The organism is Kitasatospora sp. NA04385, from assembly GCF_013364235.1.
Classification (GTDB): Bacteria; Actinomycetota; Actinomycetes; order Streptomycetales; family Streptomycetaceae; genus Kitasatospora.
In genome coordinates, this window is the sequence record NZ_CP054919.1 from 2,983,761 (window position 1) to 3,009,867 (window position 26,107).

General features: G+C 74.7%; 26 protein-coding genes. 17 read left to right on the forward strand and 9 right to left on the reverse strand.

Annotation, left to right across the window (positions count from 1 at the left end; genetic code table 11):
- Window positions 1-54 precede the first annotated feature (54 nt).
- Window positions 55-798 carry an ABC transporter permease gene (locus HUT16_RS12985; protein WP_176188372.1) on the reverse strand — a complete coding sequence of 248 codons (744 nt, stop codon included), beginning with the start codon at window positions 796-798 and terminating at the stop codon, window positions 55-57.
- Window positions 795-1,544, reverse strand: coding sequence for an ABC transporter ATP-binding protein (locus HUT16_RS12990; protein WP_217712058.1), 750 nt, complete (start codon window positions 1,542-1,544; stop codon window positions 795-797). The genes HUT16_RS12985 and HUT16_RS12990 overlap by 4 nt, the downstream gene beginning before the upstream one ends.
- A 137-nt stretch (window positions 1,545-1,681) precedes the next feature.
- Here HUT16_RS12990 and HUT16_RS12995 point away from each other — a divergent pair, with 137 nt between their 5' ends.
- The 4 genes from HUT16_RS12995 (at window position 1,682) to metG (ending at window position 5,820) form a co-directional block, all read left to right on the forward strand.
- Complete coding sequence (locus HUT16_RS12995) at window positions 1,682-2,188, forward strand: SigE family RNA polymerase sigma factor (protein ID WP_176188373.1); 507 nt, start codon at window positions 1,682-1,684, stop codon at window positions 2,186-2,188.
- Entirely contained in the window at window positions 2,175-2,483 is a 309-nt protein-coding gene (locus HUT16_RS13000) for a hypothetical protein (protein ID WP_176188374.1), read from the forward strand. The genes HUT16_RS12995 and HUT16_RS13000 overlap by 14 nt, the downstream gene beginning before the upstream one ends.
- A 256-nt stretch (window positions 2,484-2,739) precedes the next feature.
- Window positions 2,740-3,918, forward strand: coding sequence for a hypothetical protein (locus tag HUT16_RS13005; RefSeq protein WP_254897790.1), 1,179 nt, complete (start codon window positions 2,740-2,742; stop codon window positions 3,916-3,918).
- 192 nt (window positions 3,919-4,110) lie between these two features.
- Complete coding sequence (metG, locus tag HUT16_RS13010) at window positions 4,111-5,820, forward strand: methionine--tRNA ligase (protein WP_176188375.1); 1,710 nt, start codon at window positions 4,111-4,113, stop codon at window positions 5,818-5,820.
- A gap of 6 nt (window positions 5,821-5,826) precedes the next feature.
- Here the strand turns inward: metG and HUT16_RS13015 are convergent, their stop codons facing one another.
- Window positions 5,827-6,417: a TetR family transcriptional regulator gene (locus HUT16_RS13015; protein ID WP_176188376.1), complete on the reverse strand. Its 591-nt coding sequence runs from the start codon at window positions 6,415-6,417 to the stop codon at window positions 5,827-5,829.
- A gap of 103 nt (window positions 6,418-6,520) precedes the next feature.
- Here HUT16_RS13015 and deoC point away from each other — a divergent pair, with 103 nt between their 5' ends.
- The 5 genes from deoC to pth all read left to right on the forward strand — a co-directional run bounded on the left by deoC (window position 6,521) and on the right by pth (window position 11,356).
- A complete protein-coding gene (gene deoC / locus HUT16_RS13020; protein ID WP_176188377.1) occupies window positions 6,521-7,507 on the forward strand; it encodes a deoxyribose-phosphate aldolase in 987 nt (328 codons plus the stop codon).
- 5 nt (window positions 7,508-7,512) lie between these two features.
- On the forward strand, window positions 7,513-9,024 hold the full coding sequence (locus HUT16_RS13025; RefSeq protein WP_254897791.1) for an aldehyde dehydrogenase family protein: 1,512 nt from the start codon (window positions 7,513-7,515) through the stop codon (window positions 9,022-9,024).
- Window positions 9,017-9,937 carry an aldehyde dehydrogenase family protein gene (locus tag HUT16_RS13030; RefSeq protein WP_176188378.1) on the forward strand — a complete coding sequence of 307 codons (921 nt, stop codon included), beginning with the start codon at window positions 9,017-9,019 and terminating at the stop codon, window positions 9,935-9,937. Before HUT16_RS13025 ends, HUT16_RS13030 begins: the two co-directional genes overlap by 8 nt.
- Before the next feature lie 194 nt (window positions 9,938-10,131).
- Window positions 10,132-10,767, forward strand: coding sequence for an ATP-binding protein (locus HUT16_RS13035; protein WP_176188379.1), 636 nt, complete (start codon window positions 10,132-10,134; stop codon window positions 10,765-10,767).
- A gap of 13 nt (window positions 10,768-10,780) precedes the next feature.
- A complete protein-coding gene (pth, locus tag HUT16_RS13040; protein ID WP_176188380.1) occupies window positions 10,781-11,356 on the forward strand; it encodes an aminoacyl-tRNA hydrolase in 576 nt (191 codons plus the stop codon).
- 218 nt (window positions 11,357-11,574) lie between these two features.
- Here pth and HUT16_RS13045 read toward each other — a convergent pair whose 3' ends face one another.
- Window positions 11,575-12,408 (reverse strand): SigE family RNA polymerase sigma factor, encoded by an 834-nt coding sequence (locus HUT16_RS13045; protein ID WP_176188381.1) that lies wholly within the window; start codon window positions 12,406-12,408, stop codon window positions 11,575-11,577.
- A gap of 272 nt (window positions 12,409-12,680) precedes the next feature.
- Between HUT16_RS13045 and HUT16_RS13050 the strand changes: the two genes are divergently transcribed.
- From HUT16_RS13050 to HUT16_RS13065, 4 genes are all read left to right on the forward strand, one after another.
- Window positions 12,681-13,358: a response regulator transcription factor gene (locus HUT16_RS13050; RefSeq protein WP_176188382.1), complete on the forward strand. Its 678-nt coding sequence runs from the start codon at window positions 12,681-12,683 to the stop codon at window positions 13,356-13,358.
- Between the two features lie 28 nt (window positions 13,359-13,386).
- On the forward strand, window positions 13,387-14,895 hold the full coding sequence (locus HUT16_RS13055) for a HAMP domain-containing sensor histidine kinase (protein ID WP_176188383.1): 1,509 nt from the start codon (window positions 13,387-13,389) through the stop codon (window positions 14,893-14,895).
- Window positions 14,895-15,212: a hypothetical protein gene (locus tag HUT16_RS13060; RefSeq protein WP_176188384.1), complete on the forward strand. Its 318-nt coding sequence runs from the start codon at window positions 14,895-14,897 to the stop codon at window positions 15,210-15,212. The genes HUT16_RS13055 and HUT16_RS13060 overlap by 1 nt, the downstream gene beginning before the upstream one ends.
- Before the next feature lie 167 nt (window positions 15,213-15,379).
- The gene (locus HUT16_RS13065) at window positions 15,380-16,033 is read left to right on the forward strand and encodes a VanZ family protein (RefSeq protein WP_176188385.1); all 654 of its coding nucleotides are present in this window, start codon (window positions 15,380-15,382) and stop codon (window positions 16,031-16,033) included.
- Window positions 16,034-16,068: 35 nt separating this feature from the next.
- Here HUT16_RS13065 and HUT16_RS13070 read toward each other — a convergent pair whose 3' ends face one another.
- A complete protein-coding gene (locus HUT16_RS13070) occupies window positions 16,069-16,854 on the reverse strand; it encodes a hypothetical protein (protein WP_176188386.1) in 786 nt (261 codons plus the stop codon).
- 159 nt (window positions 16,855-17,013) lie between these two features.
- Window positions 17,014-17,805 carry a hypothetical protein gene (locus tag HUT16_RS13075; RefSeq protein WP_176188387.1) on the reverse strand — a complete coding sequence of 264 codons (792 nt, stop codon included), beginning with the start codon at window positions 17,803-17,805 and terminating at the stop codon, window positions 17,014-17,016.
- Between the two features lie 725 nt (window positions 17,806-18,530).
- Here HUT16_RS13075 and HUT16_RS13080 point away from each other — a divergent pair.
- Window positions 18,531-18,713, forward strand: a complete 183-nt coding sequence (locus HUT16_RS13080; RefSeq protein WP_176188388.1) for a PspC domain-containing protein — start codon at window positions 18,531-18,533, stop codon at window positions 18,711-18,713.
- Between the two features lie 370 nt (window positions 18,714-19,083).
- Here HUT16_RS13080 and HUT16_RS13085 read toward each other — a convergent pair whose 3' ends face one another.
- The 3 genes from HUT16_RS13085 to HUT16_RS13095 form a co-directional block, all read right to left on the reverse strand.
- Window positions 19,084-19,557 carry a hypothetical protein gene (locus HUT16_RS13085; protein ID WP_176188389.1) on the reverse strand — a complete coding sequence of 158 codons (474 nt, stop codon included), beginning with the start codon at window positions 19,555-19,557 and terminating at the stop codon, window positions 19,084-19,086.
- Window positions 19,558-19,747: 190 nt separating this feature from the next.
- Window positions 19,748-20,896: an adenosine deaminase gene (locus HUT16_RS13090; RefSeq protein ID WP_176188390.1), complete on the reverse strand. Its 1,149-nt coding sequence runs from the start codon at window positions 20,894-20,896 to the stop codon at window positions 19,748-19,750.
- A 369-nt stretch (window positions 20,897-21,265) separates the two neighbouring features.
- Entirely contained in the window at window positions 21,266-22,222 is a 957-nt protein-coding gene (locus tag HUT16_RS13095) for a LysR family transcriptional regulator (RefSeq protein WP_176188391.1), read from the reverse strand.
- A 64-nt stretch (window positions 22,223-22,286) separates the two neighbouring features.
- On the opposite strand from HUT16_RS13095, the gene HUT16_RS13100 reads away from it, so the two are divergent.
- The 3 genes from HUT16_RS13100 to HUT16_RS13110 all read left to right on the forward strand — a co-directional run bounded on the left by HUT16_RS13100 (window position 22,287) and on the right by HUT16_RS13110 (window position 26,104).
- Window positions 22,287-23,561 carry an MFS transporter gene (locus HUT16_RS13100; protein WP_176188392.1) on the forward strand — a complete coding sequence of 425 codons (1,275 nt, stop codon included), beginning with the start codon at window positions 22,287-22,289 and terminating at the stop codon, window positions 23,559-23,561.
- Entirely contained in the window at window positions 23,558-24,115 is a 558-nt protein-coding gene (locus HUT16_RS13105; protein ID WP_176188393.1) for a Uma2 family endonuclease, read from the forward strand. Before HUT16_RS13100 ends, HUT16_RS13105 begins: the two co-directional genes overlap by 4 nt.
- 162 nt (window positions 24,116-24,277) lie before the next feature.
- Window positions 24,278-26,104 carry a hypothetical protein gene (locus HUT16_RS13110; protein ID WP_176188394.1) on the forward strand — a complete coding sequence of 609 codons (1,827 nt, stop codon included), beginning with the start codon at window positions 24,278-24,280 and terminating at the stop codon, window positions 26,102-26,104.
- Window positions 26,105-26,107: the final 3 nt, after the last annotated feature.

Below are 26,107 nucleotides of genomic sequence, written 5' to 3' on the forward strand. Positions count from 1 at the left end.
CGGGCACGGGACGGTCACGAATGACCGGGTCCGCGGCCCCTGCGGGCCGGCCGGTCAGTCGGTGCGCCGCCGCAGCGTCGCGGCGCCGAGGGCGAGGGCGAGCAGGGCGCTTCCGGCCACCACGGCGAGGTCGGCGAGCACGCGTCCGCCCACCCCGCCCTCCCGGGTGATCCGGCCCATCGCGTCGACGGCGTACGAGAGCGGCAGCACGTCGGAGATCCAGCGCAGCGCGGGCGCCATGTCGGCGCGGTCCACGAACAGCCCGCAGAGCAGGAGTTGGGGCAGCAGGACGGCGGGGAGGAACTGGACGGCCTGGAACTCGGTGGCGGCGAACGCGGAGACCAGCAGGCCCAGCGCCATGCCGAGCAGCCCGTCGGCGACCGCGACGGCGAACAGCATCCAGGTCGGCCCGGCGACGTGCAGGCCGAGCACGCCGATGGTGAGCGCGGAGGCCAGGGCGGCCTGGAGCAGGGCGACGGCGCCGAAGGCGAGCGCGTAGCCGAGCAGCAGGTCGAGCCGGCCGAGCGGCATGGTGAGCAGGCGCTCCAGGGTGCCGCCGGTGCGCTCGCGGAGCATCGCGACCGAGGTGACCAGGAACATCACCAGCAGCGGGAAGACGCCGAGCAGCTCGGGGCCGATCCGGTCGAAGGCGGCGGGCTGCGCGTCGTACATGTAGCGCAGCAGCACCAGCAGCAGGCAGGGCACGAACAGCAGCATGGCCACGGTGCGCGGGTCGTGCCGCAGCTGGGCCAGCACCCGGGTGGCGGTGGCGAGGGTGCGGCGGGTGGCGGCGTTCATCGGACGGCCTCCGGCGCGGTGCGGACGAGGGTGAGGAAGGCGGTCTCGACGTCGGGCGCGCCGGTCGCGGCGAGCAGCGCGGCGGGGGTGTCGTGGGCGAGCAGCCGGCCCTCGCGCATCAGCAGCAGGCGGTCGCAGCGGGTGGCCTCGTCCATGACGTGGCTGGAGACCAGCAGGGTGGCGCCGCCCGCGGCGAGCCCCCGGAACAGCTGCCACAGCTCCTGCCGCAGCACGGGGTCGAGGCCGACGGTGGGTTCGTCCAGGACGAGCAGTTCGGGGTGCCCGAGCAGCGCGGCGGCCAGCGAGACCCGGGCCCGCTGGCCGCCGGAGAGCCGGGCGACGGGGGTGCGCCGGTGGGCGTCGAGGCCGACCTCGGCGATCACCCGGGCCGGGTCGCCGGGCGGGGCGCCGAGGATCGCGGCGAAGTGGTCGAGGTTCTCGCCGACCGTCAGGTCCCCGTACACGGAGGGGGCCTGGGTGACGTAGCCGACCCGGTCGCGCAGCGCGGCGGACCCGGCCGGGAGCCCCAGCACGGTGACGGTGCCGGACGCGGTCCGCTGCACCCCGACGACGCTGCGCAGCAGGGTGGTCTTGCCGCACCCGCTGGGCCCGAGCAGTCCGGTGACGGTGCCCCGCTCCACGGTGAGGTCGAGCCCGGGCAGCACGGCGGTGCCGCCGCGCCGCACCACCAGCCCCTCGACCCTGATCGCGGGGCCGTCGACCGGCCCCGCCGGAGAATTCATCATGCGATGAGTTTCTCGCCGCGCACCGGCCCCGTCAAGGCGTCCGGCGACGGCGGGCGTGAGCTGCGTCACCCGTGTCAACCGGGCGGGGCCCGCGGCTCGTAGCGGAGGTAAGTACCCGAGACGCAAGGAGCCGACCGATGACCGAGGAGGAGTTCACCGAGTTCTACCGCCACTCGGTCCACCGGCTCACCGGCCAGCTGTACGTGGTCACCGGAGACCTGCACGAGGCCCAGGACGTGGTCCAGGAGGCGTTCGTCCGGGCCTGGGGCCACCGCCGCAGCCTGGACCGCGACCACGCCCCGGAAGCCTGGGTCCGCACCGTCGCCGGCCGGCTCGCGATCAGCCGCTGGCGCCGCGCCCGCACCGCCGCCCGGGCCTGGCGGCGGCACGGCGACCACGCCGAGGTCGACGGGCCGGACCCGGCCTCGGTCGACGTGGCGCTCGCGCTGCGGCGCCTGTCCGAGCGCCAGCGGCTGTGCGCCGCCCTGTTCTACGTCTGCGACCTGCCGCTCGCCCGGATCGCCGAGGAGACCGGGATGGCCCCCGGCACCGTCAAGGCCCACCTGTCCCGGGCCCGGACCGCCCTCGCCCAGCACCTGGACCACCCCGCCGAGCCCCGGGAGCACGCCGATGACCTCCACTGACGACCGGATCGCCGCCCTCCTCCGCGGCGCCGCCGGGACGGCCGCCCGCGCCGCCGCGCCGCCGCCCCCCGCCCGGATCGCCACCCGCGCCCGCCGACGCCGCCGCCTGCGCGCCGCCACCGCCACCGGCTGCCTGGCCCTCGCCCTCGCCCTCGGCACCGCGCTCACCCCCGGCCCCCCCCCCGCCGCCCCCCTCACCCCGGCCACCACCCCCCGCCCGACGCCCTCCGAGACCCCCGTCCCCACCCCCGCCTTCACCACCCCGACCGCCAGCTACAGCCCTCCCGACTCCTGACCCGCGGAAGGACGGCGGGAGGCGCCATCAGGGGCCCGGGGAACGGCGGGTCCGTGCTGCTGACGGCCGGAGCCCATCGAAGTGTCCGTGCCGCTGCGTGCAGTGACAGAACCAGAAGCCAATGCACGCAACGGCAGTGAACCGTCAGCAGCCACGGGCTCGCCGTTCCCCGAGCCCCTGGCGGGGCTTTTCGCCGTTCCCCGAGCCCCTGAAACGAGCCCCCTTCCCGCCCTTCCCCCCCTCTCCAGGAGCCCCGATGCCCCGCGCCGCCCTGCTCGACCGCCCCCTCCCGGTGCCGCCCGCCGCACCCGCCCCGCCCGCCGGGCGCCTGCGGGTCGTGCTGGGCCCGGCGGTGGCCGTCCACGCCGGCTCGCTGGTGGCGCACCTGGTGCTGCTCGCGGCCATGTCGCGGCCCGGCACGTCGCTGGTGGAGCGGCTGACCGCCTGGGACGGCCGGCACTTCGTGGCGATCGCCGCCGACGGCTACCCGGCGGGTTTCACGTACACGGCCGACGGTGAGCTCACCGGCAACGACCTGGCGTTCTTCCCGCTGTTCCCGCTGCTGGTGCGGGCCGTGCACGCGGTGAGCGGCCTGGGGTGGCCCGGGGCGGCGGTGCTCACCGCCCAACTGGCGTTCCTCACCGCGCTGGTGCTGGTGCACCGGCTGGTCGCCGGGCTGTACTCGCGGCGGGCGGCCACCGTCACGCTGGTGCTGCTGGCGGCGGCGCAGCCGATGTCGCTGGTGTTCTTCATGGCGTACAGCGAGTCGGCGTTCCTGGCGCTGGCGGCCGGCGCCCTGCTGGCCGCGCACCGCAGGTGCTGGGCGGCGGCGGGCGCGTGCGCGTTCCTCGCGGGGCTGACCCGGCCCGCGGGGGTCGCGGTGGTCGTGGCGCTGGCCGTCGCGGTGCTGGGCGAGCTGCGGCGCCGCCCGGAGCGGCCGCTGCGGCCGGTGGCGGCCGCCCTGCTGGGGTGCGCGGGCACCCCGCTGTACCTGGCCTGGGTCGCCGAGCGCCTGGGTTCGGCGGGGGCGTGGTTCGCGGTGCAGCGGGCCGGCTGGGACACCCGCTGGGACTGGGGGCGCTCGTGCGGGGAGTTCCTGCTGTCGGCGCTGCGCACCGGCGACGGCTGGGTGGAGGTCAGCGTCGCCGTCCTGCTGCTCGCGCACCTGCTGGCGCTCGGGCTGGCAGTGCGCCGCTCGGCCTGGCCGCCGCTGCTGGTGTACGGGGTGCTGGTGGTGGTCCTGACGCTGGGGCAGAGCAACTACTACCACTGCAAGCCGCGCCTGCTGGCCCCGGCGCTGGTGGTGCTGCTGCCCGTCGCGTCGGCGCTGGCCCGGGCCCGGCGGAGCACCCGGCTCGCGGTGCTGGGCGCCGCCGCGCTGTTCGGGTGCTGGTACGGCGCCTACCTGTTGACGACCTGGCGGTACGCGATCTGAGCGCCGCCGCCCCCTCCGGCCCCGGGTCCGCACCGTCCCCTTGACAGCCCGCCGATCAGCAGTGCGGGCGGGACGGCCCGGTTCGGTACGATTGGCCGCGGCCGGGCGGCAGCGGCAACGCCCCGCACCGACCCTTCGAACCCACCCGCGGGCGCGTCGGCGTGCCCGCCGGAGAACAGGGAGCATCCCAGGATGACTCGGCAGTTGATCACCAGCGCGCTTCCCTACATCAACGGGATCAAGCACCTGGGCAACATGGTCGGGTCGATGCTCCCGGCGGACGTCTACTCCCGGTACCTGCGCCAGCGCGGCCACGAGGTGCTGTACATCTGCGCGACCGACGAGCACGGCACGCCCGCCGAGCTGGCCGCCCAGGAGGCGGGGCTGCCGGTGGCCGAGTTCTGCGCCCGGGCGCACGACCAGCAGAAGGCGGTCTACGACGGCTTCCAGCTGTCCTTCGACTACTTCGGCCGCTCGTCCTCGCCGCAGAACCGCGAGATCACCCAGGAGATCGCCCGCGAGCTGCACGCCAACGGCTTCATCGAGGAACGGGCGATCCGCCAGGTCTACTCGATCGCGGACGGCCGCTTCCTGCCGGACCGGTACATCGTCGGCACCTGCCCGCACTGCGGCTACGACAAGGCGCGCGGCGACCAGTGCGAGAACTGCACCCGCGTCCTCGACCCCACCGACCTGCTGGAGCCGCGCTCGGCGATCAGCGGCAGCTCCGAGCTGGAGGTCCGGGAGACCAAGCACCTGTTCCTGCTCCAGTCGAAGCTGACCGACGAGGTCGAGTCCTGGATCGCCGCCAACGGCGACAGCTGGCCGGTGCTGGCCTCCTCGATCGCCCGCAAGTGGCTGACCGAGGGCCTCCAGGACCGCGCGATCACCCGGGACCTGGAGTGGGGCGTCCCCGTCCCGGCCGACACCTGGCCCGAACTGGCCGCCGAGGGCAAGGTGTTCTACGTCTGGTTCGACGCCCCGATCGAGTACATCGGCGCCACCAAGGAGTGGGCGGACGCGACCGGCGGCGACTGGCGCTCCTGGTGGTACGAGGCGGACGACACCGTCCGGTACACCGAGTTCATGGCCAAGGACAACGTCCCGTTCCACACCGTGATGTTCCCGGCCACCATCCTCGGCTCGCGCAAGCCGTGGAAGAAGGTCGACTACGTCAAGGCCTTCAACTGGCTGACGTACTACGGGGGCAAGTTCTCCACCAGCCAGAAGCTCGGCATCTTCACCGACGTCGCGCTCGAACTGCTGCCGGCCGACTACTGGCGCTACTACCTGATGGCGAACGCCCCGGAGTCGGACGATTCCAGCTTCACCTGGGACCTGTTCGCGGCGACCGTCAACAAGGACCTCGCCGACACCCTGGGCAACTTCGTCAACCGGGTGCTCTCCTTCAGCCGCAAGCGCTTCGGCGACGAGGTCCCGGCCGGGGCGGAGAACGGCGAGGCCGAACTCGCCCTCGGCCGCCAGATCGCCGAGCTGCTCGCCGAGTACGAGGCCCAGCTCGACGCGCTCAACTTCCGCAAGGCCGCGCAGGCGCTGCGCGCCCTGTGGTCGGCGGGCAACTCCTACCTCGACGTCACCGCGCCGTGGACCGAGATCAAGACCGACCCGGAGGCCGCGGCCCGCACCCTGCGCACCGCGATCAACCTGATCCACCTCTACTCGGTGGTCTCCGAGCCGTTCATCCCGACCGCGGCCAAGGCGATCCGGGGCTCCTTCGCCCTCGACGGGGACACCCGCACCTGGATCACCGCCGACGAGGCCCGCGCGCTGTCGCTCGTCCCGGCCGGCACCGGCTTCACCGTCCCGCCGGTGCTGTTCGCCAAGATCACCGACGAGGACCTGGCCGCCTGGACCGAGCGCTTCGGCGGCGGCCGGGCCTGACCGGACTCAGCCCGTCAGGTACCCCTGGACGGTGCGGCCCAGCAGGGGGGCCAGCACCTCCGGGGGTGCCGAGGCGAGCGGCTCGACCGCGATCACGTACCGGGCCATCGCCAGGCCGACGATCTGCGCCATCACCAGTTCGACCCGCAGCTCGGGCTGCTCGACGTCGAGCCGCTCGGCGACCCGGGCGACCAGCTCGGTCACCATGAAGCCGCGCATCAGCGCCGCGACCTCCTCGCTGGCGGCGGCGGTACGCACCAGCGCCAGCAGCCGGTCGCGCACCTCCGGCTGCTCCCACAGCCCCAGCACGAAGCCGGCGACCCGCTCGCCGACCGTCGCCGGATCGCCGGCGAACACGCCCTCCACCAGCGCGCGCGGGTCGACCGGGAACTCCAGCGCCGCCGTGAACAGCCGGTCCTTGCTGCCGAAGTAGTGGTGCAGCAGCGCCGGGTCCACCCCCGCGCCGCGGGCGATCGCCCGCATGCTGGCCTTCTGGTAGCCGCGGGCCGCGAACTCCGCCCGGGCCGCCGCCAGCACCGCCCCCCGGGTGTCCTCACCCCCGGGCCGCCGCCCCCGCGCCTTCGCTCCGCCGCTCATCCCGCCATTGTCCCCGGGCCGGGGAGGGCACATTTCGGTCAGGACTCGAAACCGCCCCGCCCTACCGGCTTCCTACGCGCGTAGATATGCTGCTCTGGTGACTATGTCCACTCTTGCAGCCAACGCCCCCGGCGCCGCGGGCGGCGGTCTCGCGGACGTCGCGGCGTCCGAGGCCACCCTGCGCCGTTTCCTGCACGGCCTGCCCGGGGTCGACCAGGTCGGTCTGGAGTCGCGGGCCGCGACCCTCGGCACCCGGTCGATCAAGACCACCGCCAAGGCCCTCGCCATCGACCTCGCGATCTCGATGATCGACCTGACCACGCTGGAGGGCGCGGACACGGTCGGCAAGGTCCGCTCGCTGTGCGCGAAGGGCCTCGGCCCGGACCCGTCGGACCGCTCCACCCCGCAGGTCGCGGCGATCTGCGTCTACCCGGACATGGTGGCCACCGCGAAGGAGGCGCTGCGCGGCAGCGGCGTCCAGGTCGCCTCGGTGGCCACCGCCTTCCCCTCCGGCCGGGCGGGCCTGCCGGTCAAGCTGGCGGACACCGCGGAGGCGGTCGCCGCGGGCGCGGACGAGATCGACATGGTGATCGACCGGGGCGCCTTCCTCTCCGGCCGCTACCTGGAGGTGTTCGAGACGGTCCGGGCCGTCAAGGCGGCCTGCGAGCGTCCCGACGGCAGCTCGGCCCACCTCAAGGTGATCTTCGAGACCGGCGAGCTGCAGACGTACGACAACGTCCGCCGGGCGTCCTGGCTGGCGATGATCGCGGGCGCGGACTTCATCAAGACCTCCACCGGCAAGGTCGCGGTGAACGCGACCCCGCCGGTGACGCTGCTGATGCTGGAGGCGGTGCGGGACTTCCGCGCGGCGACCGGCGTGCAGATCGGCGTGAAGCCGGCCGGCGGCATCCGCACCACCAAGGACGCGATGAAGTACCTGGTGATGGTGAACGAGACCCTGGGCGACGACTGGCTCAGCCCGCACTGGTTCCGGTTCGGCGCCTCCAGCCTGCTGAACGACCTGTTGATGCAGCGCCAGAAGCTGCGCACCGGCCGGTACTCCGGTCCCGACTACGTGACGGTGGACTGAGGACGATGGCGAAGACCAAGAAGACCGAGACCCCGGCCGGGGACGCGCGGCAGCCCGTCCGCACGGGGAGCCTGTTCGCGTACGCCCCGGCGCCCGAGTCCCCCGCCGCCGCGGGTGAGATCGCGACGAGCTACGGCCACTTCATCGGCGGCGAGTTCGTCGGCTCCTCCGGCTCGGAGGCGCTGAAGACCGTCAACCCGGCGACCGAGCAGGTGCTCGCCGAGTTCGCGCAGGGCACCGAGGAGGACGTGGACCGCGCGGTGCGGGCGGCCCGGAAGGCGTTCGCCGACTGGTCGGCGCTGCCGGGCAGCGAGCGCGCCAAGTACCTGTTCCGGATCGCCCGGATCGTCCAGGAGCGCAGCCGCGAGCTGGCCGTGCTGGAGTCGATCGACAACGGCAAGCCGATCCGCGAGACCCGCGACGTCGACCTGCCGCTGGTCGCCGCGCACTTCTTCTACTACGCGGGCTGGGCCGACAAGCTCGACTTCGCGGGCTACGGCCCGAACCCGCGCCCGCTGGGCGTGGCCGCGCAGGTCATCCCGTGGAACTTCCCGCTGCTGATGCTGGCCTGGAAGGTCGCCCCGGCGCTGGCCACCGGCAACACGGTGGTGCTCAAGCCCGCCGAGACCACGCCGCTGACCGCGCTGCGCTTCGCCGAGATCTGCCGCCAGGCGGGCCTGCCGGCGGGCGTGGTGAACATCGTCACCGGCGACGGCCGCACCGGCGCCGCGCTGACCGCGCACCCGGACGTCGACAAGGTCGCCTTCACCGGCTCGACCCCGGTCGGCCGGGCCATCGCCAGGCAGCTGGCCGGCACCCGCACCAGGCTCTCGCTGGAGCTCGGCGGCAAGGCCGCCAACATCGTGTTCGACGACGCGCCGCTGGACCAGGCGGTCGAGGGCATCGTCAACGGCATCTTCTTCAACCAGGGCCACGTGTGCTGCGCGGGCAGCCGCCTGCTGGTGCAGGAGTCGGTGCAGGACGAGCTGCTGGAGGCGCTCAAGCGCCGGATGGGCACCCTGCGGGTCGGCGACCCGCTGGACAAGAACACCGACGTCGGCGCGATCAACTCGGCCGCGCAGCTGGCCCGGATCACCGAGCTGGCCGCCGCGGGCGAGCAGGAGGGCGCCGAGCGCTGGGCCCCGGAGTGCGAACTCCCGGGCGCGGGCTACTGGTTCCGCCCGACCCTGTTCACCGGCGTCTCGCAGGCGCACCGGATCGCCCGCGAGGAGATCTTCGGCCCGGTGCTGTCGGTGCTGACCTTCCGCACCCCCGCCGAGGCGGTGGAGAAGGCCAACAACACCCCGTACGGCCTGTCCGCGGGCATCTGGACGGAGAAGGGCTCGCGCATCCTGTGGATGGCGAACCGGCTCCGGGCGGGCGTGGTGTGGGCCAACACCTTCAACAAGTTCGACCCGACCTCGCCGTTCGGCGGGTACAAGGAGTCCGGTTACGGCCGCGAGGGCGGCCGCCACGGTCTGGAGCCCTACCTGAATGTCGAGGCCCTCGATGTCTGAGCAGACCGTCCGACCGGACGCCCCCGCACGGATCGGCGTCAGCAAGACCTACAAGCTGTACGTCGGCGGGAAGTTCCCGCGCTCGGAGAGCGGGCGGGTGTACGAAGTGACCGACAGCAAGGGCCAGTGGCTGGCGAACGCCCCGCTGGGCACCCGCAAGGACGCCCGGGACGCCGTGCTGGCGGCCCGCGCCGCGGTCAAGGGCTGGGCGGGCACCACCGCGTACAACCGCGGCCAGGTGCTGTACCGGGTCGCCGAGATGCTGGAGGGCCGCCGGGAGCAGTTCGCGGCCGAGGTCGCCGCGGCCGAGGGCGTGGGCGCGAAGAGGGCGGCGGCGCTGGTGGACGCGGCGGTCGACCGCTGGGTCTGGTACGCGGGCTGGACCGACAAGGTCGCGCAGGTCGTGGGCGGCGCCAACCCGGTGGCGGGGCCGTTCTTCAACCTGTCCACCCCGGAGCCGACCGGCGTGGTCGGCGTCCTGGCGCCGCAGGCCGGCACCGGCTTCTCGCTGCTCGGCCTGGTCTCGGTGATCGCCCCGGCGATCGCCACCGGCAACACCGTGGTGGTCGCGGCGGCCGAGCGGGCCCCGCTGCCCGCGCTCTCGCTGGGCGAGGTGCTGGCCACCTCCGACGTGCCGGGCGGCGTGGTCAACCTGCTCTCCGGCCGCACCGCGGACGTCGCCCCGACGCTGGCCTCGCACCAGGACGTCAACGCGCTCGACCTGGCCGGGGCGATCGCCCCGGACGGCCCCGGCGCGGCGGCCGCCCTGGAGGCCGCGGCGGCCGATACATTGAAGCGGGTGGTCCGACCGGCCGCCGACCCGTCCGCCGAGGACTGGACGGCCGCGCCCGGCACCGGACGGCTCCGCTCCTTCCTGGAGACGAAGACGGTCTGGCACCCGATGGGGATCTAGCCCCACCGCCCGACCGCTCGGCTCCGCACAGACCGGCCGTCCTCAGCGCCCTACCCCCCCCGGGGCCCGGGCGGCCGCGACGGGCCCGCACTTCTCCCCCCCTGGTGCGGGCCCGTCCCCATGCCCGAACGCCGCACGAAGGGGACGACCGGCGGGTTACCAGCTGCCCCTCCGATGCCCCAGACTGGTTTCCCGTGAGTGACACCCCGCTGAACCGCCGTCCGATATCCCGCGTCATCCTGCTGTCGGGCCCCTCCGGGTCGGGGAAGTCCTCGCTGGCCGAGGGCAGCGGGCTGCCGGTCCTGCAACTGGACGACTTCTACAAGGACGGCGACGACCCGACGCTGCCGCAGCTGCCGGACGGGGGCGGCCCGGACTGGGACTCGCCGCTGTCCTGGCACGCGGACCAGGCGATGGAGGCGATCCGGTCGCTGGTGTTCGAGGGGTGGGCCGAGGTGCCGGTGTACTCGATCCCGGACAACGGGCGCTCGGGCGGCCGGCTGCTGGCGCTGGACGGGGCGGTGGGCTTCGTCGCGGAGGGGATCTTCGCCGCCGAGCTGGTGCTCCGCTGCCGCGCCGAGGGGCTGCTCGGCGACGCGCTGTGCCTGCGCAACAAGCCGGCCACGACGGCCTGGCGGCGCTTCCGGCGGGACGTCCGGGAGGGCCGCAAGTCGGTGCCGTACCTGGTCCGCCGGGGGCTGCGGCTGATGCGGGCCGAACGCGGCATCGTCGCCCGGCAGGTCGAGCTGGGCTCGTACGCCTGCTCCGGGGTGGAGGCGGGCCGGCGGATCTCCGCGGTGGCCCGGCAACTGCCCGCCGAACTGGTCTGAGGGGCGCCGGGCGATGGGTGAGCAGTGGCTGGTGGCGGGGCTGGGCAATCCGACCCGCCGCTACGCGGGGACGCGGCACAACGCGGGCTTCCTGGTGGCCGACCGGCTGGCGGAGCGGCACGGCGCCCGCTGGCGCGGCCTGACCACTCGCACCGCCTCGTTCGAACTGGACGGCCGCACGGTGCTGCTGGCCGAGCCGCAGTGGTCGATCAACCTGTCGGGCCGCCCGGTGGCCGGGCTGCTGCGCCGGCACGGCGTCCCGGTGGAACGGCTGCTGGTGGTGCAGGACGACCTGGACTTCCCGTTCGGCACGGCCCGGCTGAAGCGCGGCGGCGGCCCCGGCGGGCACAACGGCGCCCGCTCGGTGCACGCGGCGCTCGGCACCGCGGACTACGCCCGGCTGCGGGTGGGCGTGGGTCGGCCGGCGAAGGGCGAGAAGGTGAGCGACTTCGTGGTGGCGCGCTTCTCGGACGAGGAGCGGGCGCGGGTGCCGGAGCTGCTGGAGCGCTGCGCGGACGCCGTGGAGGCCCTCGTGCTGCACGGGCCGCACCGGGCCCGGGACGTGCTGGAGGCCGTCGGCGCGCGCTGACCGCGGGCTGACCACGCGCTGACCACGCGCTGACCACGCGCTGACCACGGGCGGGAACGGGAAGGGGCGGGGCCCCGGTGCCGTTCCCCCGCACCGGGGCCCCGCCCGCTCCGTCCGGGTACGGGACTTCCCCCCTGGCCGCCGTCTCCCCCGAGTCGGCCGCCGCGTCCCGTGCCCTTCCCCCCACTGCCCCGTCCCCCGACGGGAGTCCTGTCGCGTCAGGCGACCAGCTCGCCGAAGGCGTGCACGGTGTCGCCGGAGCGGTTGAGCTGCTCGTCCTCGCGCATCCGGCGCAGCGCGCGCCAGATGGAGCTCTTCACGGTGCCGACGCTGATGCCGAGGATGTCGGCGATCTCCGGGTCGGTGCGGCCCTCGTAGTAGCGCAGCACCAGCATGGTGCGCTGGTTCTCGGGCAGCTTGGCGAGCGCCTGCCAGAGCACGGCGCGCAGCTCGGTGCCGCCCATCGCGTCGGTGTCGCCGGCGTGCTCGGGGAGCTCCTCGGTCGGGTACTCGTTGACCTTGCGGCGGCGCCAGGCGGAGATGTGCAGGTTGGTCATGGTGCGGCGGAGGTACCCGCCGACGGCGGCCTTGTCGGTGATCCGGCCCCAGGCCCGGTAGGTCGAGAAGAGGGCGCTCTGCAGCAGGTCCTCGGCCTCGTAGCGGTCGCCGGTGAGGTGGTAGGCGGTGGCGTACAGGGAGGCGCGGCGCTCGCGCACGTACGCGGTGAACTCGGCGATGTCGCGCGCCTCGTCCGTCGCGGCGGCCGGGTGCTCCCCCTGCGCGCCTCCCTGTCCGTCCTGCTCACCCCGGAAGGTCTGCGGAGCGAGCCGCAGCGTCCGGCCCACAGCCGGCCCGACCAAATTGTTGCCGGCCAACCTGCTGTGGGTGGTGTCCCCGCTCCTGGTCCCCACGACCGGGCGGCGGGTTCCGGCGTTGTGTGCGCACCCCCGTACGAGCACGGCGCCGGCGTTCTCCTCCTCGTGCCGAGCCCGGCCGGTGCCCAGGACGGCGGAACGCGGCCCGGCGTTTCGGGTCGTCAGCGTTGCGGTCATCGGGCACCCCCATGGTGTCGGTACGAGCGGTTCCTCGCCGCGGCGGCTCCGGTCGGTGTTCCGGGGCGTCTCGCGGCGACAGGGAAAATCCTGCCGGTCACGCGTCATGGCGATGTCCGCCGACTGTCACAGAGCTGTCACAGGAACGGCTGCCCGGGGGCGTTCGGGTGCTCCCCGGTTGCGGACGCCGGAGCGGCGACCTCCGGTTCCCGGTGCCGCGGGGGTCACCCGGGTGGGTGCTTCCGGTGGCCGGGTGGGACACAATGACCCCCGTGTCTTTCCTGCTTCTGATCGAGGACGACGACGCCATCCGCACCGGCCTCGAACTCGCCCTCACCCGCCAGGGTCACCGGGTGGCCGCCGCCGCGTCCGGCGAGGACGGTCTGCGCCTGTTCAAGGAGCAGCGCCCGGACCTGATCGTGCTGGACGTGATGCTGCCCGGCATCGACGGTTTCGAGGTGTGCCGGCGCATCCGGCGCACCGACCAGTTGCCGATCATCCTGCTGACGGCGCGCTCCGACGACATCGACGTGGTGGTGGGCCTGGAGTCCGGCGCCGACGACTACGTGGTCAAGCCGGTGCAGCCACGGGTGCTGGACGCCCGGATCCGGGCGGTGCTGCGGCGCGGCGAGCGGGAGAGCTCGGACTCGGCGGCGTACGGCGGCCTGGTGATCGACCGCTCGGCGATGACCGTCACCAAGGACGGCCAGGACCTCCAGCTGACCCCGACCGAGCTGCGGCTGCTGCTGGAGCTCAGCCGCCGCCCCGGACAGGCGCTCTCCCGCCAGCAGCTGCTGCGGCTGGTGTGGGAGCACGACTACCTGGGCGACTCCCGGCTGGTGGACGCCTGCGTCCAGCGACTGCGGGCGAAGGTCGAGGACGTGCCGTCCGCGCCGACGCTGATCCGCACCGTCCGCGGCGTCGGCTACCGTCTCGACCCGCCCGTGTGATCCCTCCCCTCCGACTGGTGAGCCTTTTTTGACCGACCATCAGACTGCGCCGCACCGGGCCCGCTCGGTGTCCTGGCGGCGGCTCAGTTCGCTGCGGGTCCGGCTGATCGCGGTGTTCGCCGCGGTCGCGCTGGTCACCGCCGTCTCCGCGTCCGGCATCGCCTACTGGCTGAACCGCGACGCGGTGCTCAAGCGCGCCCAGAACTCCGCGCTGAACGACTTCCGGGACTCGCTGACCCGCAACGTCTCGTCGCTGCCGCTGGAGCCGACCTGCCAGGACCTGCGGACGCTGGCCTCCCAGGTGGCCAGCTCCGGGCTGGCGTACGACGTGGTGGTGGTCGACGACTCGGTGCCCGGCTGCACCGCGTCCTCCGACCCGATCGCGTTCACCGTCCGCCAGATACCCCAGGCGCTGGTCGCCGCGGTGAACAAGCCGCGCGAGACCGGCCCCGGCAACCCGTACGAGTACCACCTGTACTGGCAGCGGGTGAACCTGGCCGGGCCGTACGTGGTCGGCGGGACGCGGGTGGTGCCGGGCGGGCCGACCGCGTACGTGTTCAAGTCGCTGCAGAACGAGCGCGCCGACCTGAACACCCTGGGCTGGTCGCTGGCGGTCGCCACGCTGCTCGCCCTGGTCGGCTCGGCGCTGCTCGCCCAGGCCGCCTCGGCGACCGTGCTGCGGCCGGTGCGCCGGCTCGGGGACGCCGCCCGGCGGCTCGGCGAGGGCGAGCTCGACACCCGGCTCGACGTCGAGGGCAACGACGAACTCGCCGAGCTGGCACGGACGTTCAACCGCACCGCGGAGTCGCTCTCCGAGCAGGTCGCGGAGCTGAGCGCGCGCGAGGCGCAGTCCCGCCGGTTCGTCGCCGACATGTCGCACGAGCTGCGCACCCCGCTGACCGCGATGACCGCCGTCACCGACATCCTGGAGGACGAGGCCGACGCCCTCGACCCGATGATCGAGCCGGCCGTGCGGATCGTGGTCTCCGAGACCCGCCGCCTGTCCGACCTGGTGGAGAACCTGATGGAGGTCACCCGCTTCGACGCCGGCACCGCCAGGCTGGTCGCCGACGAGGTCGACATGGCCGACCTGATCATGTCCTGCATCGACGGCCGGGCCTGGTACGACGCGGTCGAGCTGGACGCGCCGCGCGGCATCCTGGCCGTGGTCGACCCGCGCCGCCTGGACGTGGTGTTCGCCAACCTGATCGGCAACGCGCTCAAGCACGGCGGCTCCCCGGTCAGGGTGAAGGTCCGCCAGGACGACGCGGCGCACACCGTGGTGGTGTCGGTCTCCGACGGCGGCCCCGGCATCCCGGAGGACGTGCTGCCGCACGTGTTCGACCGCTTCTACAAGGCCGACAAGGGCCGGGCCCGCTCCGAGGGCAGCGGCCTGGGCCTGTCCATCGCCGAGGCCAACGCCCGGATCCACGGCGGCGACATCACCGCCGCCAACAACCCGGACGGCGTCGGCGCGGTCTTCACCCTGACCCTGCCGCTCACCCAACCGCCCGCGCCCGGGCCGGAGGAGGCCTGATGTCCGACCGCCGACTCCGCCCGCGCGCCGTCGCCCTGCTGCTCGGCGGGCTGCTCGCCCCCGCCCTGCTGGCCGGCTGCGGCATCCGCCCCACCGAGGTGCCGGTGGACGCCGGCGCCCCGGCCAGCCGCACCGCCTGTCCCGGCGAGGTGCTGGCCCCGAGGGCGCCGGACACCGCCTCCCCCTCCCCGGCCCCGGGCACGCTGCCCGCGGCGACCGCCCGGCCGAGCGCGTCGCCGGTCCCCGCCTCCCCGGCGCCCTCGCAGTCGCCGTTCACCGCCCCGTCGCCGTCCGCGTCCCCGAGCCACTGCCCCTGAAAGCCGGGGCCCCGCTGCTGACGGCCCGGCAGCGTCGAAGGCCCAGGGCGCCGCGCGCCTTGGAAAGCAGTGCCCCGGACGTCCCCGTCCCCCGGTTCGTCCCCCCGCTCCCGCCGAACGGGGGACACCGGGGAACCGGGCCGGACGGAACCTGCGTCTTTCGGAGCGTGCACACCACCGCACCGAGCGACCACGCGACCGGCGAGCAGCCGCACCCCCGCCCGACCCCGACGGACGGGCCGGCGGCGCCGTACCGGCTGCGGACGGCGTCCCGGTGGCTGCTGGCCCTGCACCTGCTGCTGCTCGGCTGGCTGAGCCTGCGCCCGGTCCCGGCCGCCTGGACCAGCCCGCCCAACCTCACCCCGTTCGCCTCCGTGCACCAGGCGCTGTCCCTCGGCGGCCTCGCGGCCGTCCGCCAGCTCGGCTCCGGGCTGCTGCCGCTGGCCCCGATCGGCGTGCTGCTGCCGCTCGCGGTGGGCTCCCCGGCCCGCTCCCGGCTGGCGTCGTTCCTGCGCACCACCGCGGCGGCCGCGCTGCTCGGCACCGCGCTGGAGATCCTGGAGGGCTGGGCCCCCGGCCACGTCCTGGACGTGGACGACATCCTGCTCGGCACCCTGGGCGCGGCCGCGGCCCACCTGCTGCTGATCCCGCCGCTGCGCGCCCTGGAGCACCGGCGCCCGGCCGCCCCGACCGCCACCGCCCGCGCCGCCGAGCCCCCCGTTCCGGCCCCGGAACGCGCGGAGGGCCGGAGCGAGACGCGTCCGCGCCCGGTCGCCCCGGCCCTGTCGGTGCTCGGCTCCCCTGCCGCGCCGCGCGGCTGAGCGGCCGAGCCACCCCGGATCAGCTGGTCAGCCGGTCAGCTGGCCAGCAGCGTCCCGAAGTCGAGGACCTGGTCGGCGGCCGGAGGAGTCACCTTCACCGGCTTGTCGAAGTCGCTGAACTGCATCTCGCCGGAGTCGGAGGTCTTCGCCGACAGCAGGTAGGGCTCGCCCTCGTTGGCGACGGCGGCCTCGATGTCCTCGCCGTCCGCGGACTTCAGCTTGAGGAGGACCGCCTGGACCCCGCCGACCGTCCCGGTGCCGGACACGGTGCCGGTCTCCTCCTTGCCGACCTCCTTCTGCGCCTCCAGGGCCGTGTCGCAGAACTCGCCGAGGCCGGAGACCTCGTCGGTCTTGGTGGAGACCAGCCACTTGCCGCCGACCTTGGCCGCGGCGGCGGCGTTCTGCGGGAAGAGCGTCTTGAGGAAGGCGGCGTCCGGCTTGACCCACACCTTCTCGGAGGTGCGCAGGATCTCGGCCTTGCCCTGGCCCTCGATGACGAGGGTGCCCGCGCAGTTGCCGGCGGAGTCGGCGGAGACCACGGCGTCCATCTTGCCCTCCGGCGCGTCCGCCTTGGCGGTCAGCTTGACGCTGGTCAGCTTCGCGCCCACGGCCTGAGTCTTCTTGAGGATGTCCTCGACCGGGAGCTTCTCCAGGCCGCCGCCCTTCGCCACCGGCGACGCGGAGGCGGAGGCGGAGGCCGAAGTGGCGGCCGGGGCGGAGGCCGCGGGGGCGGCGTCCCCCTCGTCCGAGTTGCAGGCCGTCAGGCCGGTGACACCGAGGACGGACAGCACGGTGACGGCCAGCAGCCGGTTGGTACGCATCAGAGTGGGTTCCTGTTTCTATGACAATCGGATGCGCGAGTCTCCCAGTGGGCGGAACCGGCCCTTTCGCCGCCTCCACCGCCTTTACTTCCGCTTTATTTTCTGTTGTGCGGCGGAAATGCCGGGCCGGGGCGGCCCCTCGACCGCCCCGGCCCCGGGTCAGCCGTCCAGCAGGCCGTCGCCGCTGACGGTCTGGTCGGCCGGCGGCGCGGTCACCTTCACCGGCTTGTCGAAGTCGCTGAAGCCCATCGAGGCCTCCGCCCCGCCGTCGACCGCCAGCAGGTAGGGCTTGCCCTCCAGCGAGAACGAGGCGATCTCCGGGGTGTCGCCGTCCTGCCCCTCGTTCAGGTCGACCGTCACCACCTTGACGCCGTCGAGCACCTTGGTGTCGCCCTTGGTGCCGCGCTCGTCCGGGGTGCCGTCCTGCTGCACGCCGATCGTCTTCTGCAGGCTCAGGCCCAGGTCGCACATCGGGCCGAAGCGGCCGCCGTCGGCGCTGCCGTCGCTCAGCCACTTGCCCTTCAGCGTGGCGGCCTTGGCAGGCACGAACGCGTTGAGGAAGTCCGCGTCCGGCTTGAGGTACAGCTTCCCGCCGGTGCGCCGGACCTCGACCTTGCCCTTGCCGTCCCGGGTGAACTCGCCCGCGCAGTCGCCGTCGGCGTCCGCGGACGCGGTGCCGCTGAGCTTCTCGCCGTCGCTCTCGTACGCGACGGTGAACTTGACGGAGGTGAGCTTGCTGCCGACCTCCCGGGCCTTGGTCAGGATCTCCGGGACGGTGAGCTTCTCCAGCCCGTTGGGCGCCCCCGCAGGCGACTTGGCGGCGGCGGGCGCGGAGGCGCCGACCGAGGCCGCGGCGTCCCCGCTGCCGTCGTCCTCCGGGTCGCACGCCACCACCCCGGTCATCCCCAGGACGGACAGCACGGTGACGGCGAGCAGCCGATTGGCACGCATCAGAATCATTTCCACTTCGCTATGACGATCAGGACGCGGGGAGCTCCCGGCCGGGGCCCCGCACGCATGGCTTCGCCGCGGCCGGTCTCCTCCCGCGCAGCGCGCGGTCCCGGCCGGGGCAGGGCGCCGGTGGCGCCGCCTCAGCCCTGCCTCAGCACCGCGGAAGCCGCTCGGAGCCGGGCCGGGCCGACCCGGCGGGCCGGGCTCGCCCGGTGGGCCTGGTGGGCCCGGTGACGGGCCGGCTGCCGGTGCCGTCCGGGCGGGCATCGGCCGCTCGCACCCCGGTCGGCGAGGAATTCGCGCGCATTCCCTGTTCCCCCCATGCGGAACTCACGATGAACCGGCCGCAGGCTCCCGGCCCGGGCGCTCCCCACGCCCCGGCCCCGTCCCGCGCACCGGGTCCGTCCGGTCCGTGCCCGCCGCCCGGCATGTTCCCCCGTCGGGCGTCAGCACGCTGACGAACGGTCAGACAATACTGGAAGCCGGGGACGGCCACCGCCGCGTTCCGGACGTGCTCCGGGCGCGCTCCGGGCACGCTCCGGCCGCCGCGCCGCAAACTCGGGGTGGCCCCCGAGGGGACCCTGAGTCCGCCCTCCTCCGGACCGGGTACCGGATCGGGGTCCGGATCGGCTTCGCGGCGGACGCGAAGCGGCAGGTCACGGCAGCAGGATGGAGTCATCACCCGGTCGGAGGGACCGCACCGGGAACACTCCCCGGAGGAGACGATGAGCAGCCTCGCCCGTCCCCGTCACAACCGCGTCATCGCCGGCGTCTGCGCCGGCCTCGCCCGGCGCTTCGGGCTCACCCCGTGGACGGTCCGGACCATCTTCCTGGTGTCCTGCCTGCTGCCCGGCCCCCAGTTCCTGATCTACCTGGCGCTGTGGCTGCTGCTGCCCCAGGAGCCGTGAGCCGCGCCCGCCCGTTCCACCCCGCCCCGCCCCGCCCCGGACGGGACGGACGGTGCCGAACGCCGGTCGTTTGCCGGGGCGTCGGAGCCCTGCGCCACCGCCGGGCGGCAGCCCGGCCCGGGGCCCCGCCATCGCCGGAGGGCGGCCCGATGGCATCCGATGCGGGCCCCCGGCGGGGCGGGCGGAAGCCTCCGTAACCGGTCCTGGGGATTTTCGGCCGGTGCGGCGGACGAACGCACCGGGCGGGCGGGGCGGGCGGCAGCCTGCCGACGGGCCCGAGCGCCGAGCCTCAGCGCCGGGCCCGCGGGGTCCGAGCACGGCGAAGGGGCCGCTCCCGGTGCGGGAGCGGCCCCTTTCGCGGTGCGGTGCGTCAGCCGCCCAGGCCCGGCAGGCTGGGCAGGCCCGGGGCGCCGCCACCGGTCGGGGACAGGCTGCTCAGGGTGCCGACCACGCCGCCGACCGGGGTCTTGGACAGGCCCTGGCCGCCGGGGACGGAGTCCAGGCCGCCGATCCGGTTGGCGGCCGCGGGGGCCTGCTCCTGGTCCACGCCGCCGGGGCCGGTCTGCTCGGCGACCGGCGGGGCCTGCTCCTCGGCGGGAGCGACGGCCGGGGCGCCGGCGGCCGGGTTGAGGGTGCCGGTCACCGTGCCGAGCTGGTCGCCGCCGGGGAGCTTGCTCACCGCGCCGGTGGCCGCACCGGTCACGCCGGGGTTGGTGAGCGCGCTGGTCGGCAGTCCGAGGCCGCCGGGGGCGACCGGCGCGGCGGAGGCGGAGCCCGCGGCGACGGCGGCGAAGGCGACGCCGAGCGCGGCGGCGCCGGCGGCCTTGAGAGTGGCCTGCTTCATGTGTGCGTCCTCAGTCCTGGTCGGGCCGGTGCACCGGCGGACGCCCGAAGGATCGGGGACGTCGCCGTCACACCGAGTCAGCAGTGACCGGCCCACCGTAGTGAGAGGACCGTGCACCCTCCAAAGCCCGACCACTCCGGAGAGTGATAAGTCGGACCATCTCCCTGGACGCCGGAGCCGCGCCGGTCCGCTAGCCGCGCGGCCCGAACAGCCACTCCGCCTTCAGCTCGGCGTACCCCGGCTTGATCACGTCGCTGATCATCGCCAGCCGCTCGTCGAACGGCAGGAACGCCGACTTCATCGCGTTGACGGTGAACCACTCCAGGTCCGCCAGGGTGTACCCGAAGGCGTCCACCAGGTGCGCGAACTCGCGGCTCATCGAGGTGCCGCTCATCAGCCGGTTGTCCGTGTTGACGGTGACCCGGAACTTCAGCCGGGCCAGCAGCCCGAGCGGGTGCTCCTCGTACGAGGCCGCCGCGCCGGTCTGCAGGTTGGAGGTCGGGCACATCTCCAGCGGAATCCGCTTGTCCCGCACGTACGCGGCCAGCCGGCCCAGCTCCACCCGGCCGTCGGCGCCGACCGTGATGTCGTCCACGATCCGCACGCCGTGGCCGAGCCGGTCCGCGCCGCAGCACTGCAGCGCCTCCCAGATCGACGGCAGGCCGAACGCCTCGCCCGCGTGGATGGTGAAGTGGTTGTTCTCGCCCTTGAGGTAGTCGAACGCCGCCTGGTGCCGGGTCGGCGGGTGGCCCGCCTCGGCGCCCGCGATGTCGAACCCGACCACGCCCCGGTCCCGGTGGCGGTTGGCCAGCTCGGCGATCTCCTGCGAGCGGGCGGCGTGCCGCATCGCGGTCAGCAGCGTCCCCACCCGGATCCGGTGCCCGCGCGCCCGGGCGTTCTCCTCGCCGATCCGGAAGCCCTCGTTGACGGCCTCCACCACCTCGTCCAGGGTCAGCCCGGCCTCCAGGTGCTGCTCCGGCGCGTACCGCACCTCGGCGTACACCACCCCGTCGGCGGCCAGGTCCTCCGCGCAGTCCGCGGCGACCCGCACCAGCGCGGCCCGGGTCTGCATCACCGCGCAGGTGTGCGCGAAGGTCTCCAGGTACCGCTCCAGCGAACCGGAGTCGGCGGCCTCCCGGAACCACACCCCGAGTTCCTTCGGATCGGTGGTCGGCAGGCCTTCGTAGCCGCAGTCGGCGGCGAGTTCGACGATCGTCTCCGGCCGCAGCCCACCGTCCAGGTGGTCGTGCAGGAGCACCTTCGGGGCGCGGGCGATCTGTTCGGACGTGGGCACGCGCGGGGCCGTGGTGCCCGCGATCGCAGTGATCTGCTTCTCCATTGCCGGAGCATAGACCCTACGCGCGTAGATTGCCTACCACCACGCCGTTCCGCGGCTACTCCCCCGGCTCCCGCCGCCGCTCCCGGGTCTCCCGGCAGGCCCGCTCCACCGCCCCCGGTCCTCGCCCAGGTCGCACAGCAGCGCCACCGGCAGGGCCGACTCCGACAGGAGGCAGTCGCGCACGACGTGGCCGCACAGCCCCCGCCGGACGCCTCCTCGGCCGTCTGCGCGGTCAGCAGCCGCTCCAGGTCGGCGGGCACGTGGGCGGCGCCCACCGCGTGACACTCCGGACGACCGCCCCTCCCCACCGCCGACCACCGGCCGTCGCGGGGACCCTGACGCCCGGCGGACCGGCCCTCCCAACCGGGCCTAGTCGTGCGCCAGGATGCTCCCCCGGCGCGAGAGCACGAAGTCGCGGAAGGCCGCCGCCGGCGGCGTGAGCGGGCGGGTGGCGTGCCAGGCCAGGCCGATCGCGCGGCGGGTGCGGGGGGCGGTGACCTCCAGCTCGACGACGCCGGGGCGGGGGACGAGCGCGGGCGGCAGGAGCGCGACGCCGAGGCCCGCGGCGACCAGGCCGCGCAGGGTCTCGACCTCCTCGCCCTCGAAGGCGATCCGCGGGGTGAACCCGGCCTCCGCGCAGAAGCTCTCCATGATGTGGCGCAGCCCGTACCCCTCCTCGACGGTCACCCAGGTGTCGTCGGCGACCTCGGCGAGCCTGATCCGGCGGCGCGCCGCGAGGCGGTGCTCGGCGGGGACGGTCAGGAACAGCCGCTGCTCGTCCAGCGGGCGGGCGACCAGGTCGGGGGCGTCCGGGAGCGGGGAGACCAGGCAGAGGTCGAGCTCCCCGGCGCGCAGGCGCTCCAGCATCGCGGCGACGTAGTCCTGGACGAGCTGGAAGCGCACCCGCGGGTGCCCGGTCCGGAAGCCGCGCAGCAGGGCGGGCACCGCGTCCGTGCCCATGGTGTGCAGGAAGCCGAAGGCGACCCGGCCGCCCGCCGGGTCGGCCTCGGCGCGGGCGGCCTCCACGCCGCGTTCGACCTCGGCGAGGGCGCGTTCGACGGCGTCCAGCAGGATCCGGCCGGCCCGGGTGAGCCGGACGGCGCGGCCCTGGCGGGCGAGCAGGTCGACGCCGAGCTCGGCTTCGAGCCGGGCGACGGCGCGCGAGAGGGTGGGCTGCGGCATGCCGAGCAGCTGGGCGGCCTGGGTGACGTGCTCCAGCCGGGCGACGGCCGCGAACTCCGCCAACTGCGGTGCGAGCACCGTCACATCGGCGTCCGGACCGAGTTCGGCGAGGCGGACCGGCCCGGAGCTGCTCTCATGCGTCATGGCATGAATGCTCCCCCATTCATGCATTGGACGCATCAGGCGGCGCGGTCCTAGCGTCGACACCATGCAGCCCGCCAGTACCGAGGCGTCCGCGCCCGCCCCCGTCAGCACCCCCTCCGACCTGCGCCTGCGCCCCGGCAGCCGGGACTTCCGCCGCGCCAACCTCGCCCTGTTCGCGGCGGGCGTGGCCACCTTCGTCCTGCTGTACTCCACCCAGGGCCTGCTGCCGATCCTCTCCGCCGACCTCGCCCTGACGCCCGGCCAGGCCAGCTGGACGGCCTCCGCCTCCACCCTCGGGCTCGCCCTGGCCCTGCTCCCGGCCAGCGCGCTGTCCGACCGCTACGGGCGCACCGCGGTGATGACCGCCTCCACGCTGGCCGCCGCGCTGCTCGCGGTGGCCCTGCCGTTCGCCCCGGACCTCACGACGCTGGTGGTGCTGCGCGCCGTCCAGGGCGCGGCGCTGGCGGGGCTGCCCGCCACCGCGATGGCCTACCTGGCCGAGGAGGTGCACCCGTCGGCGCTGGCCTCCGCGATGGGGCTGTACGTGGCGGGCAACTCGATCGGCGGGATGGGCGGCCGGCTGGTCTCGGGCTGGGCGGCGGCCGCCTGGGGCTGGCGCTGGGGGCTGGCGGTGTCCGCCGCGCTGGCGCTGCTGGCCGCACTGGCCTTCCGGGCCCTGGTTCCGCGCGCCCGGCACTTCCGCCGCGCGCCGGTCGACGCCCGGGCGCTGGCCGCGACCGTCTCGGGGCACCTGCGCAACCCGCTGCTGCTGCGGCTGTACGCGCTGGGCATGCTGTTCATGGCCGTGTTCGGCGCGGTCTACAACACGGTCGGCTACCGGCTGACCGCCGCGCCCTTCCACCTCCCGCAGTCGGTGGCCGCCTCGATCTTCGTGGTCTACCTGGTCGGCACCGCGTCCTCCGCCTCGGCGGGCCGGCTGACCGCCCGCTGCGGCCGCCGCGGCACCCTCTACCTGGCGATCGCGACCACCACGGCGGGCCTGCTGCTCTCGCTGGCCGGCTCGCTGTTCTGCGCGGTCCTCGGCCTGGTCCTGATCACCGCCGGCTTCTTCGCCGGCCACGCCACCGCCTCCTCCGCCGTCGGCCGCACCGCCGCCACCGGCCGCGCCCAGGCCTCCGCGCTCTACCTGATCGCCTACTACCTGGGCAACAGCCTCGGCGGCACCCTGGGCGCCGACGCCTACCACTCCACCGGCTGGTCGGGCACCGCCGCCGTCGCCCTCACCGCCATGGCCTGCGCGGCCGGCGTCACCCTCTACGCCACCCGCCGCGCCGTCACCGCCCGCCGGGCGGGAGCCGTCACTACACTTCGAGCATGAGCGTCGACCCTGCCACGTTCGCCAGGCTCCGCGAGATCGCCGATCGGCTGCCGCAGGTGCCGGGGATAGGAAAGATCGAGATCGCGGACGGCGAGATCGTCATGATGATGTCGCCGGTCAGCCGACACGAACTCGCAGTCATCAGGCTGGCTCGTCAACTCAACGAGCAGCTCCCCCGGACGCATCCGGGGTACGTCGCCCATGGCGGTGCGGATCTGGAGGACCCGGGGCTGGGCCGGCTGCGAAACCCGGATCTGATGGTGTTCCCGGAAGCGGCCCTGGACGTGGAGAAGCCCGCGCTGCTTCCCCACGAGATCCTGCTGGTGGTCGAGATCGTCTCGGCGTCCAACCCGCAGAACGACTACCGGGCCAAGGTCGCCGACTACGCCGCCATGGGCATCCCGCTCTACCTGCTGGTCGACCCGCGCAAGGGCACCGGCATCGTGTACGACGAACCGGGCTACACCCGCCGCACCGGCTTCGCCTTCGGCGACGTGGTCACCGTCGGCCCCTGGACGCTCGACACCGGCGTCCTGCGCACCTACGCCGGGTAGCCGGGCCGGGCCGGTGACGCGGGGGGTTGCCGGGGGCGGTGGGCGGCGTGACGCTGGAGGCGGTCTGAAGATTCGCGCGCGTCCGGTCGGCCGCGGGTCCGCGTGCCGCGCCGCCGGTCGGCCGCAGGACGCCCGCCCGACAGTGGGATGTGGGTGACCCCCATGATCGATGCCAGAACCCATGCCGCCGCGCTGGCCGAGCACCGGGAGGGCCTGGCCGCCGCGCAGGTCGACCCCGCGCTGCGCCCCGCCCTGGACGAGCTGCTCGCCGAGGTGGCCGACCACCCCGCGGACGCCGCCCTGGGCAGCCTGCTGGACCACCTGCTCCAGCACGCCCAGTCGGACGGCCTGGAACTCGACCTGCTCGCCGAGGCCGCCGCGATGTGGACCGAGGGGGTGAGCCTCTACACCGAGATCGGCGCGGTGCGCGCCGACGTCGAGGCCGCCCTCGCCGACCCGGCGCAGCCGGACGCGGCGGCGAGGTACTGCGGGGCCACGGTGCGCCTGCGGAAGCTGGGCGAGCGGGTGCACGGCAAGCACCTGGAGATCCAGGACCTGGGCCGCCGGCTCGCCGAGATGCGGCACGTCCCGGAGCACCCGCGGCAGGGCAACCTCCCGCTGGACGCCTGGGGCTGGGGCGACGTCTTCCTGGCCCGGCGCACCGACGCCTTCGTCCGCGCGGCCTTCGCGACGGCGGACACCCCCGCCACCCGGGCGACGGCCTTCGGCGTCCTGTCCGGCCACGCGGCGAACGCCGCCGGTTCGGCCTACCTGGGCAAGGTGGTCGGCGGGCCCCGGCGCAGCCACCGGTTCCGGGACCGGATCGCCCGCAACACCGTCGGCGCCTACCTCGCCCAACTGCGCCCGGACGCCGGGGACTTCCGACGGCTCGCGGCCACCCTCCGGTACGACGCCGCCCCCGAGGCCCGGCTCCCGGACGAGGCGGCGGCGTTCCTGACCGAGGTGCTCGGGCGGACGTACGACCTCGGCGCGACGGCCCCGCCGCCGGACCTCCGGCTCGGGTACGGGCGCCTGGTGCGGCAGTTGGAGCTGCTCGGCACGTTCCGGCAGCCGCCCCGGCCGAAGCTCCCCGCCCCGGTGTTCGTGCAGCGGCTGTGGGCCGACCCGGCGCACCCGCCGGACGCGGTGGTGACGACCGAGACGGCCACCCCGCCCGCCGTCGCCGACTCCGGGCTCGGCCCGGCCACGTACTCGGGCCCGGCGGTGCCCCCGTACCAGCGCCCGCCGTCGGCGACGGACAGCACCCGGGACAGCGACAACCAGTGCGGCAGCTTCTGGATCGGCGTGCTGGGGTTCCTGGCCTTCGTCGGGACGCTGGGCGGCGTGTGCTGGGAGCAGTGGGGGAACGGCACCTCGTGCACCTTCTGGGACAAGCACGTGTCGGACAACTTCCGGCACGCGTTCGAGACCAGCCTCAGCCCGGAGGAGCAGGCCGCCCTCGCCTCGCAGTACCAGCAGCTCACCCCGGAGGAGTTCGCCCGGGGCGCCGACGTGCCCCAGCTCACCCAGCTGGTCGGCCTGCTGTTCGACTTCCAGGCCCGGCTGTGGGAGGGCCTGCGGAAGGCGGGCGGCTACCTGGCCGGGTGCGGACTGACCGCGCCGGACGGACGGCTGCGCTACCCGCTGTACCGGCAGTTCCTCGCGGTGCCGTCGAGCGGCGACAACATCACGCCGCGCCGCCCCGAGGCCGATCCGGTGGCGGTGTTCTACCGCTACCCGCTGACCCCGCTGGAGGAGCCGTCCGACGGCGGCGGCGGGCTGCCGGTCGGCACCGACCCCGGCTGGCTGCTGCGGGAGTCCACCGCCGCGGTGACCGCCCTGTGGACCGGGATCGCCGAGGGCGCGTCCGGCGAGGCCAACCCGGACCTGGACGCCGACCGGTTCCGCCGCTACGACTGCTGGGCGCCCGGCGGGTCGATCGACGACGACCCGGTGGACGTCCGGGTCCTCGACTACGGCGAGACGTGAGGA